The following is a 15,714-nucleotide window of genomic DNA, read 5'->3' as shown; positions in this document are numbered from 1 at the left end:
AGCAGGGGTGCCATGAATCATGCTTGCTCCATGTACTCAACGACGAGCCCATACCGCATCATTACGGTCTGCACCGGAAACATCTGCCGCTCCCCCATGGCGGCGCTCATGCTGGCCGAAGCCTTCGAGGCGGAAGGGCTTGGCGGCTTGGTTGTGGTGGACTCCGCCGGAACCACCGGGTACGAGGTAGGACACCCGATCGACCCCCGTGCGGCGCGGGTCTTGACGGCCCAGCGCATCGCCTCGGAGGACCACATCGCCCGTGAATGGCGCCGGGAATGGTTCAACGATCGCGACCTGATCCTGGCCCTGGACGTTGACCACTTCGGCTGGCTCCAGGAAGGCGCTCCGGACAACGAATCCCTCGCCAAGGTCCGGATGCTTCGCAGTTTCGACCCCCTCACTGCCGGGCGCAGCTCCCTCGATTTGGGCATCGAGGACCCCTGGTACGGCGGCCACACGGACTTCGACAACACGTGGACGCTCATCAAGGGTGCCGTGCCCGGAATCGTGCGCCACGTCAAGGAAGCAATTGGACAGCAAGCGAGCGAGCACCAGCAGGTAACCTCTATGTCATGACCCCTGCACCCGTGATCATTGCTGTCGACGGGCGGTCCGGCGCAGGCAAAACAACGCTCGCCGTCGAGTTGGCCGCACGCCTTCGGGAGCACCACAAGGTTTCCCTCTTCCACCTCGAGGACATCTACCCCGGCTGGAACGGCTTGAAAAGCGGCATTGAACGGTATGTGGACACCGTCCTCACTCCCCTGCACCAAGGCAAGGCCGCCGAGTGGGTCAGCTGGGACTGGGAACAGCAGACGGACGGCCGGTCCCAGGTCACGCTCCCCGCAGAGATCGTGATCCTGGAAGGCGTGGGGGCGGCTGCAGATGCCGCACGGCCCATGCTTGACGCCGTCGTGTGGGTGGAATCGCCAGGCGAGGATCGCCGACGTCGGGCGCTGGGCCGGGACGGGGGCACCTATGAACCGTTTTGGGACACCTGGGCCGCGCAGGAAGACGCTTGGCTGGCCACGGACGCAGTAGCGGCCGCCGCGGACATCCGCGTCCAGAACCCCGCGGACGGCAGCGCACCGACGCACGTGCTGCAGGCCATGACATACCTGGCGCCACTGGCCGGCCTCCTTTCGCCGGAGCTGAGCGCCCGCCGCGGACTGCAGCTCCGCTCCGAAATGATTGAGGCAACACCCGACGCGGAGTCGCTCTTCCGCGAGCTCTACGGTTCCTCGCTCAACGCCGCCTGGCTGGACTCCTCCAACGCGGCCACGGCCATTACCGGAGGCACGCAGGCGGCATCGCGCAGCCGCTTCAGCATCCTGGCGGACGACGGCGGCACGTTCGGCCAGTCCGTCCGGCACCAGTCCGGGACTACTTGGGTGACAGCCGGCTCCGCGACAGTACGAACGTCAGGGCCGTTCTTCCGCTGGCTCGATTCCGTTTGGGGCCGCCGCGCAGTCCGCGCCCCCGAGGGCTACGATGGCCAGTTCACGCTGGGCTGGCTCGGTTACCTTGGCTACGAACTCAAGCGCGAAACCGGTGGAAACGACGTCCGTTCGGACACCCCGGACGCCGCCCTGTTGTTCGCCGGGCGCGCCGTGGTGCTGGACCACCGTGAACAGACGGTGTGGCTGCTCGCCCTTGATGCGCCCGACGCCGATGCCTGGTTCAGTGCGGCCCGCGCCGCCGTCGCGGCTGCTTCGGCGGATCACGGCGGTGGCGTCCACCCTGCGACGGTCCATCCGGGCCGCGGCCGCCGCGCCGCCGGCGTCCCAACAACGACAGGCGGCCAGGCCGCCGTCGTGGGTTCCGTCCCGGACTTTACGTGCCGCGACTCCGCCGCCGACTACAAGAACAAGATCGGCGAGGCCCAATACGAAATCGGCGAGGGCAACTCGTACGAAGTCTGCCTGACCACCACGTTGGAAGCCGCCGCGGGGGAATTGGACCCCTGGCAGGCCTACTTGGCCCTGCGACGCCGGAATCCCGCACCCTTCGCCAGCTACCTGCGGTTCGGCGAGCTTGCGGTGGCCAGCACCTCACCCGAGCGCTTCCTGCGGATCCTGTCCGACGGCGGCATGCGCGCCGAGCCGATCAAGGGCACGCGTCGGCGCTCATCCGACGATTCCGAAGATATCCGGCTGCGGCACGACCTTGAAACCTCGCTGAAGGACCGCGCCGAGAACATCATGATCGTGGACCTCCTGCGGAACGACCTCAGCCACTTCGCTGTCGCGGGCTCCGTGACTGTGAGCCGGCTGTGCGCGATCGAAAGCTACGCCACGGTGCACCAGATGGTCAGCACCATCGACGCGCAACTTCGGCCGGGAGCTCCCCGCGCCGAGGCCGTGGCTGCGGCGTTCCCGGCCGGTTCCATGACGGGTGCGCCGAAAATCAGCACCATGGACATCCTGGACCGGCTCGAGTCCGGCCCCCGGGGCATCTATTCGGGCGCTGTCGGGTACTTTTCGATGAACGCTGCCACGGACCTCGCAGTGGTGATCCGGACCCTGGTGGTGAACCCCGACGGCGACGGCGGGCGCACGCTGAGCCTGGGAGTCGGCGGGGCCATCACGGCCGACTCCACGCCCGATGACGAGTACGAGGAAATCCGCACCAAGGCGTTTGGCGTCCTCTCCACCCTGGGCGCCGAATTCCCCTCCTAGGACCTACTGGAGGGTCGCCGTCAGGCGGGCCACGTTATCCACATACTTGGCCAATGGGGGTCTGTGCACCCAGTCCTCGAGCGTAAGCTCACGTGAGACCTCCCGGTATGTGGACTCCACGGACCGCATGAGGTTCACGGTTTCGGAGCCAAGGAGCATCACCGAGACCTCCATGTTCAAGGAGAAGGAGCGCATGTCCATGTTGCTGGAACCCAGTACGGCCACCTCGTCGTCGATGGTGAAGTGCTTGGCGTGGAGCACGTACGGGGCCCGGTACAGGTAGATGCGCACGCCGGCGTCCAGGAGTGCCTCGTAGTAGGAGCGCTGGGCATGGTGGACCAGGAACTGATCGCCCTTCTCCGAGACAAAGAGTTCCACCTCCACGCCGCGCTGGGCGGCCGTGGTGATCGCGTAGAGCAACGAGTCGTCCGGAACGAAGTACGGGCTGCAGATGGAAATGCGGTGCTGTGCCGAGTAGATCAGGGTGTTGAACAGGCGCAGGTTGTTCTCCGTTGAGAAACCCGGACCGCTCGGAACCACCTGGGCTGTGACCTGTCCCGGGTTGGGCTGGGTGGGAAGCCGCAATTGGTCTTCCAAGGATTCATCGGTTTCGCTCAGCCAGTCGGTGGCAAACACCACGTTCAGCGTTGGAACAATCGGGCCCTCAAGGCGTGCCATGAGCTCGACCCATTTACGGCCTACTTTGCGATGCTTGGGATTGTTGTAGGACGGCTCAATGAGGTTCTGGGATCCGGTGAACGCGAGGACTCCGTCGATCACCAGGATCTTCCGGTGGTTCCGCAGGTCCGGGCGGCGCCACTGTCCGTGGATGGGCAGCAGCGGCAGCATGGGCTTCCACTGGATCTTGCTGGCCTTCAGCCGCCGGACCAAACGCCGGTAACCCTTGATGCGGAGGGTTCCGATGTGGTCGAAGAGCAGACGGACCGTGACACCGCGTTCGGCGGCCTTCTCCAGTTCGGTCAGGAGTTCATCAGTCATGAAGTCGCTGCTCATGATGTAGAACTCTGCGTTGACGTAGCTCTTGGCCCCCCGGACTGCTTCGGTCATGGCCTTGATGGACTCCTGGTACCCGGGAATCAGCTCCAACTTGTTGCCGTCCACCATGGGCAGGGATCCAAGTTGGTGGTTCAGCTCGCCCGCGGACCGCACCCATTCGGGACCGGAGTACATGCTGGTTGGGTCGGCCAGCTCGGACGTGACCGAACGGACCCGCTGGTTGACGGCTTCCTGCTGTTCCCGGCGGCGTTTGGAAAGCCTGAAGTTGCCGAAAAGAAGGAAGAGGACAAACCCCACGGATGGAACCAGGAAGACCGCCAGGAGCCAGGCCATGGCTGTTGTTGGACGCCGGTTGCCCGGGATGATACCGAGCAGGACAATGCGCATGATGACTTCCGCGATGGCCCAGACGCCCAGGAGCCACGTCCACTCAGGGCCAAGCGGAAACGGAAAAAGCACTCGACAAACCCCCACGGTCCAGGAACTAACGGTGACCACAGCCTATCCGCCCGCCCGCACACAGTGGCGCCACTAAGCTGGGAACATGACTTCTCCAGCGCCGACGGTCCTCGTTTTCCTTGATCCTGACTTCGAAAACGGCCGGGTTGCCGATTCCAGCCAGCCCCAGCTCATGGCAACGGACCTGGGAGCAACGCGTGGCGACGGAGTCTTCGAATCCCTGCTCGCCGTCCAGGGCCGTCCCCGCAAGGTTCAGGCCCACCTGAACCGTTTGGGCAGTTCCGCCGCCGCATTGGACCTGTCCGTTCCGGACCAGGACACGTGGCGCCGGGCCATCGATACCGCAATCACCGAGTTCCGTTCCACCCACCCCGCCCCTTCGCCGGAAGAGGACGAGGTAGTGGTCAAGCTGTTGGTAACCCGTGGCGTGGAGGGTGCCGCCAGCCCCACCTGCTGGGTCCAGGCTTCGCCCTCACCCGCGGGCAGCCGCCGGCAGCGTGAGACGGGCATCGACGTCGTTCTTCTTGACCGTGGCTTCGATACCGAAGCCGGCGAGCGCGCACCGTGGCTGCTGCTCGGGGCCAAGACCTTGTCCTACGCGGTCAACATGGCCGCGCTGCGGTACGCGCACAAGCAGGGCGCCGACGACGCCATCTTCACCTCGACGGACGGCCGTGTGCTCGAAGGCCCGACGTCCACGGTGCTGCTGGCCCACCTTGAGACAATCGACGACGGCGATGGTCCGGCCCGCACGGTCCGTCGCCTGATCACGCCGCAACTGGACAGTGGCATTCTTCCTGGCACGTCCCAGGGCGCGTTGTTCGCTGCGGCGAAGGCTGCGGGCTGGGAGCTCGGGTACGGGCCGCTGGTGCCGCAGGACCTGTTCGACGCCGATGCGGTGTGGCTGATTTCGAGCATTCGCCTGATCGCGCCCGTGAACCACATCAACGGCAAGGAAATCGGCTCGCCCGCCATCCGGAAGCAACTGACGGCTGAGCTCAACGAGCTGTTCGCCGGAATCGAGTAGCCTCCGGGTGGAACCTGCCCGCTAGGAACTTAGCAGGCAGCAAGTAAAGTAATCGCTCGCATTACTTTTTGATGAGGAACTCTTATGCTCGGCCGTGGGTGCCGCATGCGTTCATTCGCGTTCCTTATCCTCCTTGAACTGGGCCGTCCTTCTGTGATGAACCTTGTTCTCGTGTTAGTTGGATCACGTCCTGCTGGCACGACCTTCAGACTTTGCTGGCTAACTTCCCGGAGGGAATATGGGACTCAGCTCCCCCACACATGCCGAAGCGTCGGCAACCGAGGCAACCTCGGAACCGGGCGCCTCCACCGCAGGTCTTCGCCGGTCCATGGAGGCCCGGCACCTGGTGATGATCGCCATGGGCGGCGTCATTGGTTCAGGCCTGTTCGTCAGTTCGGGATACACCATCGCCACGGCCGGACCGCTCGGCGCCGTGATCGCGTTCCTTGTTGGCGCGTTGGTGGTCTACCTGGTCATGGCCTGCCTCGGGGAACTCGCCGTTGCGTTCCCCGTGTCCGGCGCATTCCACATCTATGCTGCCCGCACCATCGGGCCTGCCACGGGGTTCGCCACGGCTTGGCTCTACTGGCTTTGTTGGGCAGTCGCCTTGGGCTCGGAGTTCACTGCTGCGGGCCTGCTCATGCAGCGGTGGTTTCCCGGCGTCGATGTCTGGATCTGGTGCTTCGTCTTCGCCACAGTCCTGTTCACACTGAATGCCATCTCATCGCGTGTCTTTGGTGAATCGGAGTTCTGGTTCGCGCTGATCAAAGTCGCCGCCGTCGTCGGCCTGATCATCCTGGGCGGCGCCGCCCTGCTCGGTTTCCACCCGCTGGCCGTGGGCGGGTACCCGTCACTGACCGAGAATTTCTCCACCGACCAGGGGCTGTTCCCCAACGGCTTCACCGGCGTGTTCGTCACGTGCCTCGCGGTGTTCTATGCATTCTCCGGCTCCGAACTGATTGGCGTAGCCGCCGGCGAGACGGCCGACCCCGCCAAGAACATCCCCAAAGCCATGCGCACCACGGTGATCCGTCTCCTGATCTTCTTTGTCGGCGCCATCACGGTCATCGCGGCCACCATCCCCTACGAGAAGGTCAGCGTGGATGAAAGCCCGTTTGTCACGGTGTTCTCCATGCTGGGCATCCCGTTCGCGGCCGACATCATGAACTTCGTGATCATCACGGCGCTGCTGTCGGCAGGCAACTGCGGCCTGTTCTCCTGCGCCCGGATGCTCTTCTCGCTCGCCGACGAAGGGCACGCCCCCAAGGCGTTCAAGAAGCTCACCAAGCGCGGAATCCCCCTCGTGGCGCTCTGCGTCAGTATGCTCGGCGGCCTGGCTTCCTTGATCAGCAGCATCGTGGCTCCGGCAACGGTGTACCTGGTCCTGGTCTCGATCGCCGGCTTCGCGACCGTTGGCGTGTGGATGTCCATCGTGGCATCGCACTTCATGTACCGGCGGACGTTCGTGCGGAACGGCGGCGACCCGTCCACGCTTGCCTACCGCGCACCATTGTTCCCGTTGGTGCCGATCGTGGCTTTCGCCCTGTGCGTGGTCTCCTTGGTCGGCATCGCCTTCGACCCCAACCAAGTGGCCGCCCTGCTGTTCGGCGTCCCGTTTGTCGGCGCCTGTTACGGCTTCTTCTACCTCAAATACGGACGACGGCGGCAGCTCACCCCAGCCGCTACGGATGAGGCCTCCGTAGGCTCCTGACCTACTCTCTTCGGGCCACTCAGCCCCTGGGCAACCTGTATGGGGTTCCCCAGGGGCTGCGTTGTCATTCCCCCCGGACGCTCTCTCACCAAACACCCATTTCCCCCCGACGCTCTCTCACCAAACACCCGCTTCCCCCCAGCGCTCTCTCACCGGAACTTCTGCGTTTCGGTCCAAAATGTGTGCTGGCGGCACGTCCTCGGCGTGTCAGCTACTGCTTGGCCGCACGGACCGGGTGCTCACTCAGGATAGAGAGCCGGTTGAAGGCGTTGATCCCGATGGCCGCCATGCAAATCACGCTGATTTGTTCGTCCGAGTAGTACAGGCGGGCTTCGGCGAAGAGCTCCGCACTGGGTCGCGACGAGCTCATCCGGGTGATCTGTTCGGCGATCTTCATGGCCACCACTTCCGGGGCCTCGAACAACTCCACTTCCCGGTACACGGCAACCAAAGACAGCCGTTGTTCAGTCTCGCCAAACTTCAAGGCCCGGCGGTGGTGCAGGTCCAGGCAGAACGCGCAGCCGTTGATCTGTGAGCACAGATAGTTGATGAGTTCCAAGGTCCTGCGGGGGATGCCGTGGCGGTCTGCTTCATCTACCAATTGCTGGGAATACTGTGTGAGAGTCGCATAAAGGTCGGGCTGTTGTTTGTCCAGATAACCGGCAAGGCGGGGCGTTGATTCCTGTTGGGGCATGTTTGGAGCCTAACGCAACGAACAGTGAGAGAGCGTCCCCACCAAACCGGCCATACGTGAGAGAGCGTCCGCACCAAAGGGGCGATACGTGAGAGAGCGTCCTACTCGCGGGGGCCGGGGGTGTCGGCGGCGAGGTGGATGTGGTTCTCGGCCAGCCAGTGCGGGTTGAAGGCCTTGCTTAAGTAGTTGGTGCCGGCGTCGGGGGCTATGGCCACCACCACGGAACCCTGCGGCGCCGCCCGCGCCACCCGCAAAGCCGCGGCCACGGTCAGCCCTGAGGACGGACCCAGGGACAGCCCCTCCTCATCAAGGAGCCGGTGAACCACGGTGTAAACCTCGTCGTTGGGGATCCGCAGGAAGCGGTCCACGATCGAACGGTCGAAGATCTTGGGCCACTCAGCCTGCGGCCACGAGTTGCCAACGCCGTCCACCAGGATTTCCCCGGGGTGTCCGCCACTGTAGGCAGAGCCATAGGGATCGGCGCCCACCACTTCAACATGGCCACCAGGACGCAAAGCCGCCACTTGCTCCTTCAGATACCGTCCGTTGCCGCTGATGGTCCCGCCCGTACCTATCCCCGCTACGAAGTGCGTGATCAGGCCACCCGTCTGTTCCCAGATCTCCGGCCCTGTGCCCTCAAAGTGCGCCAAAGGATTCGCCGGGTTGTCGAACTGCATGGGCCGCCAGGCACCGGGCGTCTCAGCCGTGATGCGGGCAGCCACGGCACGAGCGTTCTCCGGAGATTCGGACGGGGCGTTCCAGTCCGTCAGGATCACGCGGGCACCGTAATTGTGCAGCGCCGCAAGCTTTTCCTGCGAGATGGTGTCGCCCGTAACCACCACCACCGGGTGCCCGGTGAGATGCCCGATCAGCGCCAGGCCGATCCCGGTGTTGCCCGACGTGCTCTCCACGATGGTGGCCCCGGGTTTCAGTTCCCCGGAACGCTCGGCCGCCCGGACCATGCTCAATGCTGTCCGGTCCTTGATGGACCCTCCGGGGTTCTCCGATTCGAGCTTGACGTGGATGCTGCTGCCCAGGCCCCTGCCCAGGTTCTCCAGCCTCACCAGAGGAGTGTTGCCCACTCTGTCCAACACGGACGCGTCGAGCCCATCGGGCGCGGTCTCCGCTGCGTGCACGCCATGCTTCCGTGCAGTGATGGTCACCATGCCGCGTCTCCTTCCTCAAACTCCCCCGGTACCCCGGGCCCGACCAGCAGTTCCAGCTCCCGACGCGCGCTCTCCACGAGTTCAGAAGCGGACGGCCGGTCAGCGAGCACGTCGGCCAGGCGACCCACGACGGCGGCAGTCCCCTTCCCGAGCGGTTGCGCGGCCCCCGCTTCGAGCAGCAGGTACGACGCCGTCAGGGCCTCGATCGCCAGCAGTTTTTCGACGGCGTCCAGCGACTTTTCGAGTTGCTGCAGCGCGAGCGGCGCGAGAGTCGAATGGTCCTCGACGTCGGCGGACAGGGTGGGCGCCCCGAGGGTGGCCGGCGCTGCAAGAAACTTGAGTTCGGCCAGCAACCCGGCGGCCGAGTACCAAAGCAGCCCGGGCAGCTCTTCCTGTGCCAGACCCGAGCCCGCTGCCGCAGCGGCCAGGTGCTTTGCCCTGATGGCTCGCTGCGGCGGATACAGCTTGGCGATCCGGCGTTCGCTGGAAATCCCCACGTGGGCCAGTGCCAAGCGAAGCCCCTCAAAGGACAATGCCAGCTGCATCGGCTGGAAGTTCCCGCCGGACACCATCTGTCCCGACTCAACGTCAACCAGGGGATTGTCACCGCGGCCGTTCAACTCCACATCGAGCGCCGAACGAAGCTGCGAAACAAGGGACCGGAATGCCCCGTGTGTTTGCGGCGCCGCCCGGAAGGACAACGCATCCTGCACGGATACCTCGGGGCGAACATCTTCGAGCCACCCACCGCTCAGAAGGCCACGGACAGCGGCAGCCGATTCCCGCTGCCCGTCCACCGCCTTGGCCGCCTGGATGGCCGGCGAAAAGGGGCTGAGGTTGCCGCCGCCGTCGTACCTTGCAGTGGTCTCCAGTGACAAGGCGAGGGCGACGTCGGACAACGTGGCCATCCGCTGCAGCCGCACCAAAGCCAGCGCTCCGGCTCCGACGGAATAGCTGTTGGCGCTCACCAGGGGCAGGGCCTCTCCGGCCGCGAGCGTGAGCGGTTGCAGGCCGGCGTCGGCGAGCGCTTTTGCGCCGGGAACTACGGTGCCGTCAGCGTCCAGGGCTTCGCCCTCACCGATGGCGACGGCGGCGACGGCGGCAAGCTGGGTGAGGTCCGACGATCCCACTGAGCCCACGGCCGGGATGGCCGGGTGGACACCGCGGTTCAGGAGTTCGGCGTAGAAAGCTGCCGTCTCCGGGCGCACGCCGGAACCTCCGCGCGTGAAGCCGATCAACCGGGCGAGGATCACGGCACGGGCGGCACTACGGTCCAGAAACGTACCCACACCACTGTTGTGGTACCTGACCACTTGCACTTGGTAGGCGAGGACTGACTCTTCCTCCACAACGGTGTCCCGGCCTGAGCCAAGGAGGGTGTTGAGTCCGTATACCCGCTGTCCGGACGCTGCTGTCGCTTCTACGATCTCGCGTGATCGGCCGATCAAAGTCAACGCATCATGGTTGAGTTTCACGTGAAACGCAGGATCCGCAGCCACCTGTGCCACGCGTTCGATCGGGACGGCCGCCGTCCCGATCACCAGCGTTTTCGGCTCGGGAGTCATGGTCAGAAGTCCAGGAGGTTTTGGCGGAAACCTCCGTTGCCGTAGCTGGTCCTCAGCAGCCCGCGGCGCCGCAGCTCCGGGGTCAGCTTGTCCAGCACGCCGTGGACCGTCACGGGATCGACGAATCCGGAGAACAGGAAACCATCGCCGCCCACCGCCGAACCGGTCTCCTCCAGGTAGTCGGCGATCTCCCCAACCGTGCCGATGATGGAGTCGCCCGCACCGCCGCTGCGTGCCTGCAGGATCTGGCGCAGCGTGGACCCGGGAGGGGCTGCCTTGGAGAAGTGCTCAAGGGTGCCCTGGTTGCTGTTGGTACTCAAGGTGGGGAGCGGCTCGTCGAGGTCGAACTGCTTGAAGTCGATCACCGAGAGGTAGGAGATCGAGTTGAGCTGGCTGTCGATGTCCCGCTGCGTGAGCTCACGCCGCTGGGCGCGCAGTTCCTCCGCCTCCGCCGTGGAACCCACCACGGTGGGCTTCAACACGAAAAGGACCTTCACGTCGTCGGGGTTCCTCCCCGCCTTCGCCGCCTCCTCCCGGATGGAGTCACGGTAGGCCTTCATGCCGTCCACGCCGCGGGCCAACGCGATCGCTACGTCCGCGTTTCCCCCGGCGAACGCCTTGCCGCGGGGCGAGGCGCCTGCCTGCACCAGCACGGGCTCCTCCGGCAACGGCGCGGTGTTGAGCGGTCCCCGGACTTTGAAGAAGTCCCCCTGATGGTTGATGGGGTGCACTTTGGTGTGGTCGGCGAACCGCCCGGCCTCGACGTCTTCGAGCACCGCGCCCGGTTCCCAGCTCCGCCACAGCCGCCTAACGACGTCGACGAACTCCTCGGCCTTCTCGTACCGCAAGTCGTGTTCGATCTGCTGGTCAAGCCCGTAATTCTGCGCGGCGAGGTCGCTGCCGGACGTGACCACGTTCCAGCCAAGCTGGCCCTCGGAGAAGTGCTGCAGCGTCGCCAGCAGGCGCGCCGCGGTGAAGGGCGGGTAGAAGGACGCGCTGACGGTCGGCACAATTCCGAGGTGTTCGGTGGCGGAAAGCAAATATGGCACCAGCGCCAGGGGATCGTGCTTGGGAGCGAAGGACGCGTGCGCCAAGGACACTTCGGCGGTACCTCCGTAGGTGTCCGGAACAGTCAGGGAGTCCTCGATGATGAACAAGTCCAGGCCGGATCGCTCGAACGCCCTCACGGCTTCCTGGTACAACGCGGGCTTCTTCCAGTCATAACCCAGCCCGTAGCCGGGAGTCCCCCAACCCTGGACTCCGAAGCCGTGGCCCACGAACCATCCAAAATGAAGCATGGGCTTGAGTGTAGAACTGCTGTGTCCGTTCACCGCGACCTGATTTCATGCGAAGTTACAGGGGGTCGTACTGCGTCAATTATGCTCCCCGGAGGTCACATTTGGGTCCCGTCTTCAGCGGCCCTGCAGGGTACCGGTTACGCAACATGACGACGGCGGCGCAGTCCCCAAATGCGGCGATGGCGCCACGGATGTTACGTTTTTCTTGAGTAATGAGCACCAGCGTTAAGCCCTGACTTGCTGGTCGGCAACCCTCTCCCGCGGCGGGGTGCCTCAGGTGACTACTCGGCGTATTCGACACTTCGAACTGCAAGCGTGACTGAGGAGCACCACGAATGCCTGAACCCACTGAAGAAAAGCTTTCCTACCGCCTGATCACGGGTCCCGACACCCGTGAATTCTGCGAGCGCATCAGCAATGCCCTGGCCGAGGGCTACGTACTGCACGGCAATCCCGCGGCCACCTTCAACGGCACCGACGTCATCGTCGCCCAGGCCGTGATCCTGCCTGCCGCCGTCGCCAGTTCCGACGCCGCAGTAGCCAGCGCCGTGGACGAGTTGGAGAATTACGAGGAAGTATTCGAGGGCCACGCATGAGCTACGCCGGTGACCTGACCCCGCAGGATGCGTGGGCAAAGCTTGAAGACGGCGCCATCCTGGTGGACGTCCGGACCGAGGGCGAATGGGCCCACATTGGCATTCCCGACACCAAGGCCACAGAGAACGATCCGTTGTTCATCCAGTGGAACCTGGCTGGTGGCATCCCGAACTCCCGCTTCATCGAGGACCTGCAGCAGCAGGCTCCCGAAGGCGACGGCGTGGAACTTGTTTTCATCTGCCGCTCGGGCCAGCGCTCCATCGCAGCCGCCATCGCCGCCACCCAGGCCGGATTCACGGCCTACAACGTCCTTGAAGGCTTCGAGGGGGAACCTGACCGTTACGGCGAACGAACCGTGAATGGCTGGAAGAACCGTGGCCTGCCCACCAACCTGGGGAACGACTAAAAGTGACTTTCAACCCTGACGCCGCCGGCTGGAGCCCAGACACCCAGGCCGTTCGCGGTGGCCTTGACCGTACCAATTTCCAGGAAACAGCCGAGCCTGTTTTCCTGAACTCAGGCTTCGTCTACGAATCAGCCGCCGCAGCCGAACGCGCCTTCACAGGCGAGGACGAACGCTTCGTCTACTCCCGTTACGGCAACCCGACCGTCGCCACGTTCCAGGAGCGCCTGCGCCTGCTTGAGGGCACCGAAGCATGCTTTGCGACGGCGTCCGGCATGTCCGCAGTGTTCACGGCCCTGGGTGCCCTGCTGGCTGCCGGCGACCGCGTGGTTGCCGCCCGCTCACTCTTTGGCTCCTGCTTCGTCATCCTCAACGAGATCCTGCCGCGCTGGGGCGTGGAGACTGTCTTCGTTGACGGACCGGACCTTGAGCAGTGGCGTGCAGCGCTCTCCGAGCCGACCACCGCCGTCTTCTTCGAATCGCCCTCCAACCCGATGCAGGAAATCGTGGACATCGCGGCCGTCAGCGAACTGGCGCATGCCGCGGGGGCGACCGTCGTCGTCGACAATGTCTTTGCCACTCCCCTGCTGCAGCGCTGTGGAGACCTGGGCGCCGACGTCATTGTGTACTCCGGGACCAAGCACATCGACGGCCAGGGACGCGTCATGGGCGGCGCGATCCTGGGCACCAAGGAATTCATCGACGGCCCGGTCAAGCAGCTCATGCGGCACACCGGTCCCTCGCTGTCCTCGTTCAACGCCTGGGTCCTCACCAAGGGACTGGAGACCATCGGGCTCCGCGTGAACCACAGCTCCGCTTCGGCGTTGAAGATCGCCGAATGGCTGGAACAGCAGCCTGCCATCAGCTGGGTCAAGTACCCGCTGCTGAGATCCCACCCGCAGTACGAGCTCGCCACCAAGCAAATGAAGGCCGGCGGCACCGTGCTGACCTTCGAACTCTCGCCGTCCGGCGGCCGTACTGCCAAGGAATCCGCGTTCGCGCTCCTCGATGGACTCAGCGTCATCGACATCTCCAACAACCTGGGCGACTCCAAGTCCCTCATCACCCACCCGGCCACCACCACTCACCGTGCCATGGGTCCGGAAGGTCGCGCGGCCATTGGGCTCTCTGATGGAGTGGTCCGTTTGTCCGTGGGCCTCGAGGACGTGGACGACCTCATCCTGGATCTGGAGAAGGCCCTCAAACAGGTCTAACCTTCATGCCATGAGCGGGAAGTATCCCTATCGCCGTGCCGGAGCGGTCATCGTCGCCGGCACGGTGGTGTGGTTCGTGGGAATCTCGCCGGTCAGCCGCGTCTACCTCACGCCCGATGCCGCAGACCGGCTGCGTATGCTCCAGGCCGGCCGACGCGGTTGGATCGTGGGGCAACACCTGGCAGCTGCGGGAACCGTCGCAGTGCCCTTCGGTTTCATGGCGTTCGCGCGTGCTGTCCGGGGCACGGTTGCTTCACGCCGTGCGGCCAGGAAGTGGGCCGTTGCCGCGGCCGCCGCATTGCTCGCGGGAGCACCGGCCTTTGTCTACAGCCTCTCGCGGCGGGCCTCCGATCTGGAGCGCTTTGCTCGTTACGAGGGATCAAACGCGCCGTTCCTGGTGTACTCCGGGCTGCACGTTGTGGCCCTCGCCGCCCTCGGGGGCAGCCTGCTTTCCGCACCTGCAAAGCGCTGGATCGGCCTCACGGCTGCGGCCAGCGCCCCCGTTTTCGGCGGCATCCTCCTCGCCAAGAAGGACATCCCACCCTTGGTGTTCTACCTCGTTGAAGGAGCCACGGGTGCCTATCTGATGACCTGGGAAGACCCGGAAACCCAGAGCTAGGGCCGGCGGACCCGGGTCAGTATCGGCGCCGGATCCCGGCGGGCCTCCGCCGATGATCCTCGAACCGTCGCCCTCGCGGCATGTCCGACGACGGCGGCCAACGCCTCGGGTGAAGGCGGACTTCCGGTCTGGTTACGGTGTTGCCGGTGGAAACGGACTGCTGCTTCGCGCTGCTCGTGAGCGCCGTTTCCCCGTTCCAGGATGTCCGCTACCCCGGACTTGACCAAGCCCAGCTCGCCTTGGTCATCAAGGACCGGGCTCAGGTAATCGACCAAAGCCCACACCACCTCGGCAGCAGGTTCCGGACGGAATTCGCCAAAATCCAGCAGCTCGCCGCGGAGGCCAACGTTGCTGGCTTGCCAACTGGCCATGCGCAGCAAGGCCGTCGGCACTGAGGAAGGCTCCACGCCGTCGAGCATTTCCAGCGACGCCGTCTCCACCAAGGCCCGCACCAGCACGGCGATCAGGGCTGCGTCCTCGGCCCGGAGGCAAACGTCGGCAACGCGCACTTCAACAGTGGGATGGTTGCGGGAGATACGGGCATCGAAGTAGATCATGCCCTCATCCAGCAGCACGCCCGTGTCCAACAGCCTGTTGACCATGCGCCGGTAGGCCGTCAACGAACCGAACACGGCGGAGGGGCCGGACGTGGGCCATCTGTTCCAGGCCTGGATCCGGTAACTGTCGAACCCCGTATGGCGTCCCTGCCAATAGGGCGAATTCGCACTCAGGGCCGTCAAGACCGCGAGCTTGTCCCGGATATGGTCCAGGACCACCACCCCTTCTTCCGGGGATTCCACCGAGGTGTGGACATGGAAGCCGCACGTCAGTTGCTCGTGGGCCGTCAGGCCGTACCGTTCCAGCATTTCGGCGTAGCGGGGGTCGGGCGTGGTGTGCGTGGTCGACGCCAAGGGCGAAGTTGCCAGGGCGGCCACCCGGGCACCGTGCTTCCGGGCAGCCTCGTTCGCCATGGCCCGGCCGCGCCGGATCTGGTGGAGGAGCTCCGCGTAGCTGTGGCACGGCCGGGTTTGGGTCTCGATCTGTTCAAGCTTGAGCTCGTAGCTGAGTCCAGTGCCCGCTGGCTGGGGTTGGTTCCCGTTGAGCAAGGCATCCGCGAGGGCCAAGGGCTCGCCCGTCACGGGATCGACGATGAGCAGTTCTTCCTCAACCCCGAATGTCCGCATGCTCCATTCTGCGCCTCGGAGAGGTCGGGGCACAGGCCCGTTGTTCCCTTGAAACAGCGTCAAAACAGGCCGCACGCAG

Annotated in this window: 14 protein-coding genes and 1 riboswitch; of the genes, 8 read left to right on the top strand and 6 right to left on the bottom strand. The window is 64.8% G+C overall.

Features of this window, described 5'->3' with window-relative positions:
• Nucleotides 1-30 precede the first annotated feature (30 nt).
• Together ACFVSJ_RS17555 and pabB are read left to right on the top strand one after the other, a co-directional pair.
• Nucleotides 31-579 (top strand): low molecular weight protein-tyrosine-phosphatase, encoded by a 549-nt coding sequence (locus ACFVSJ_RS17555; protein WP_387438224.1) that lies wholly within the window; start codon nt 31-33, stop codon nt 577-579.
• The gene (pabB, locus tag ACFVSJ_RS17550) at nt 576-2,681 is read left to right on the top strand and encodes an aminodeoxychorismate synthase component I (protein WP_387438223.1); all 2,106 of its coding nucleotides are present in this window, start codon (nt 576-578) and stop codon (nt 2,679-2,681) included. Before ACFVSJ_RS17555 ends, pabB begins: the two co-directional genes overlap by 4 nt.
• Nucleotides 2,682-2,684: 3 nt before the next feature.
• Here the strand turns inward: pabB and cls are convergent, their stop codons facing one another.
• Nucleotides 2,685-4,157: a cardiolipin synthase gene (gene cls, locus ACFVSJ_RS17545; RefSeq protein WP_387438222.1), complete on the bottom strand. Its 1,473-nt coding sequence runs from the start codon at nt 4,155-4,157 to the stop codon at nt 2,685-2,687.
• An 85-nt stretch (nt 4,158-4,242) separates the two neighbouring features.
• Here cls and ACFVSJ_RS17540 point away from each other — a divergent pair, with 85 nt between their 5' ends.
• Together ACFVSJ_RS17540 and ACFVSJ_RS17535 are read left to right on the top strand one after the other, a co-directional pair.
• On the top strand, nt 4,243-5,184 hold the full coding sequence (locus ACFVSJ_RS17540; RefSeq protein WP_387438221.1) for an aminodeoxychorismate lyase: 942 nt from the start codon (nt 4,243-4,245) through the stop codon (nt 5,182-5,184).
• Between the two features lie 238 nt (nt 5,185-5,422).
• Complete coding sequence (locus tag ACFVSJ_RS17535) at nt 5,423-6,895, top strand: amino acid permease (protein WP_387438220.1); 1,473 nt, start codon at nt 5,423-5,425, stop codon at nt 6,893-6,895.
• A gap of 211 nt (nt 6,896-7,106) precedes the next feature.
• On the opposite strand, the gene ACFVSJ_RS17530 is transcribed toward ACFVSJ_RS17535, so the two are convergent.
• The 4 genes from ACFVSJ_RS17530 to ACFVSJ_RS17515 form a co-directional block, all read right to left on the bottom strand.
• The gene (locus ACFVSJ_RS17530) at nt 7,107-7,589 is read right to left on the bottom strand and encodes a carboxymuconolactone decarboxylase family protein (protein WP_387438219.1); all 483 of its coding nucleotides are present in this window, start codon (nt 7,587-7,589) and stop codon (nt 7,107-7,109) included.
• A 101-nt stretch (nt 7,590-7,690) separates the two neighbouring features.
• On the bottom strand, nt 7,691-8,755 hold the full coding sequence (locus tag ACFVSJ_RS17525; RefSeq protein ID WP_387438218.1) for a PLP-dependent cysteine synthase family protein: 1,065 nt from the start codon (nt 8,753-8,755) through the stop codon (nt 7,691-7,693).
• Nucleotides 8,749-10,320: an aromatic amino acid ammonia-lyase gene (locus tag ACFVSJ_RS17520; RefSeq protein WP_387438217.1), complete on the bottom strand. Its 1,572-nt coding sequence runs from the start codon at nt 10,318-10,320 to the stop codon at nt 8,749-8,751. Before ACFVSJ_RS17520 ends, ACFVSJ_RS17525 begins: the two co-directional genes overlap by 7 nt.
• A gap of 2 nt (nt 10,321-10,322) precedes the next feature.
• On the bottom strand, nt 10,323-11,651 hold the full coding sequence (locus ACFVSJ_RS17515) for an NtaA/DmoA family FMN-dependent monooxygenase (protein WP_387438216.1): 1,329 nt from the start codon (nt 11,649-11,651) through the stop codon (nt 10,323-10,325).
• A 175-nt stretch (nt 11,652-11,826) separates the two neighbouring features.
• Nucleotides 11,827-11,940: riboswitch (SAM riboswitch) on the top strand.
• Nucleotides 11,941-11,953: 13 nt separating this feature from the next.
• Between ACFVSJ_RS17515 and ACFVSJ_RS17510 the strand changes: the two genes are divergently transcribed.
• The 4 genes from ACFVSJ_RS17510 to ACFVSJ_RS17495 are packed head-to-tail and all read left to right on the top strand — an operon-like array spanning nt 11,954 to nt 14,451.
• A complete protein-coding gene (locus tag ACFVSJ_RS17510) occupies nt 11,954-12,214 on the top strand; it encodes a DUF1737 domain-containing protein (RefSeq protein WP_387438215.1) in 261 nt (86 codons plus the stop codon).
• Complete coding sequence (locus ACFVSJ_RS17505) at nt 12,211-12,621, top strand: rhodanese-like domain-containing protein (RefSeq protein WP_387438214.1); 411 nt, start codon at nt 12,211-12,213, stop codon at nt 12,619-12,621. Before ACFVSJ_RS17510 ends, ACFVSJ_RS17505 begins: the two co-directional genes overlap by 4 nt.
• A 2-nt stretch (nt 12,622-12,623) precedes the next feature.
• The gene (locus ACFVSJ_RS17500) at nt 12,624-13,832 is read left to right on the top strand and encodes an O-succinylhomoserine sulfhydrylase (RefSeq protein WP_387438213.1); all 1,209 of its coding nucleotides are present in this window, start codon (nt 12,624-12,626) and stop codon (nt 13,830-13,832) included.
• A gap of 10 nt (nt 13,833-13,842) precedes the next feature.
• Nucleotides 13,843-14,451 (top strand): hypothetical protein, encoded by a 609-nt coding sequence (locus ACFVSJ_RS17495; RefSeq protein WP_387438212.1) that lies wholly within the window; start codon nt 13,843-13,845, stop codon nt 14,449-14,451.
• Here ACFVSJ_RS17495 and ACFVSJ_RS17490 read toward each other — a convergent pair.
• Nucleotides 14,448-15,635, bottom strand: a complete 1,188-nt coding sequence (locus tag ACFVSJ_RS17490) for a glutamate--cysteine ligase (RefSeq protein WP_387438211.1) — start codon at nt 15,633-15,635, stop codon at nt 14,448-14,450. The genes ACFVSJ_RS17495 and ACFVSJ_RS17490 overlap by 4 nt on opposite strands.
• Between the last annotated feature and the right edge of the window lie 79 nt (nt 15,636-15,714).

The sequence above is a fragment of the Paenarthrobacter sp. NPDC058040 genome, from assembly GCF_042885775.1.
Lineage (GTDB): Bacteria > Actinomycetota > Actinomycetes > Actinomycetales > Micrococcaceae > Arthrobacter.
The sequence above is the reverse complement of the archived record's forward strand: the minus strand, read 5'-3'. Positions and strand labels throughout refer to the sequence as shown.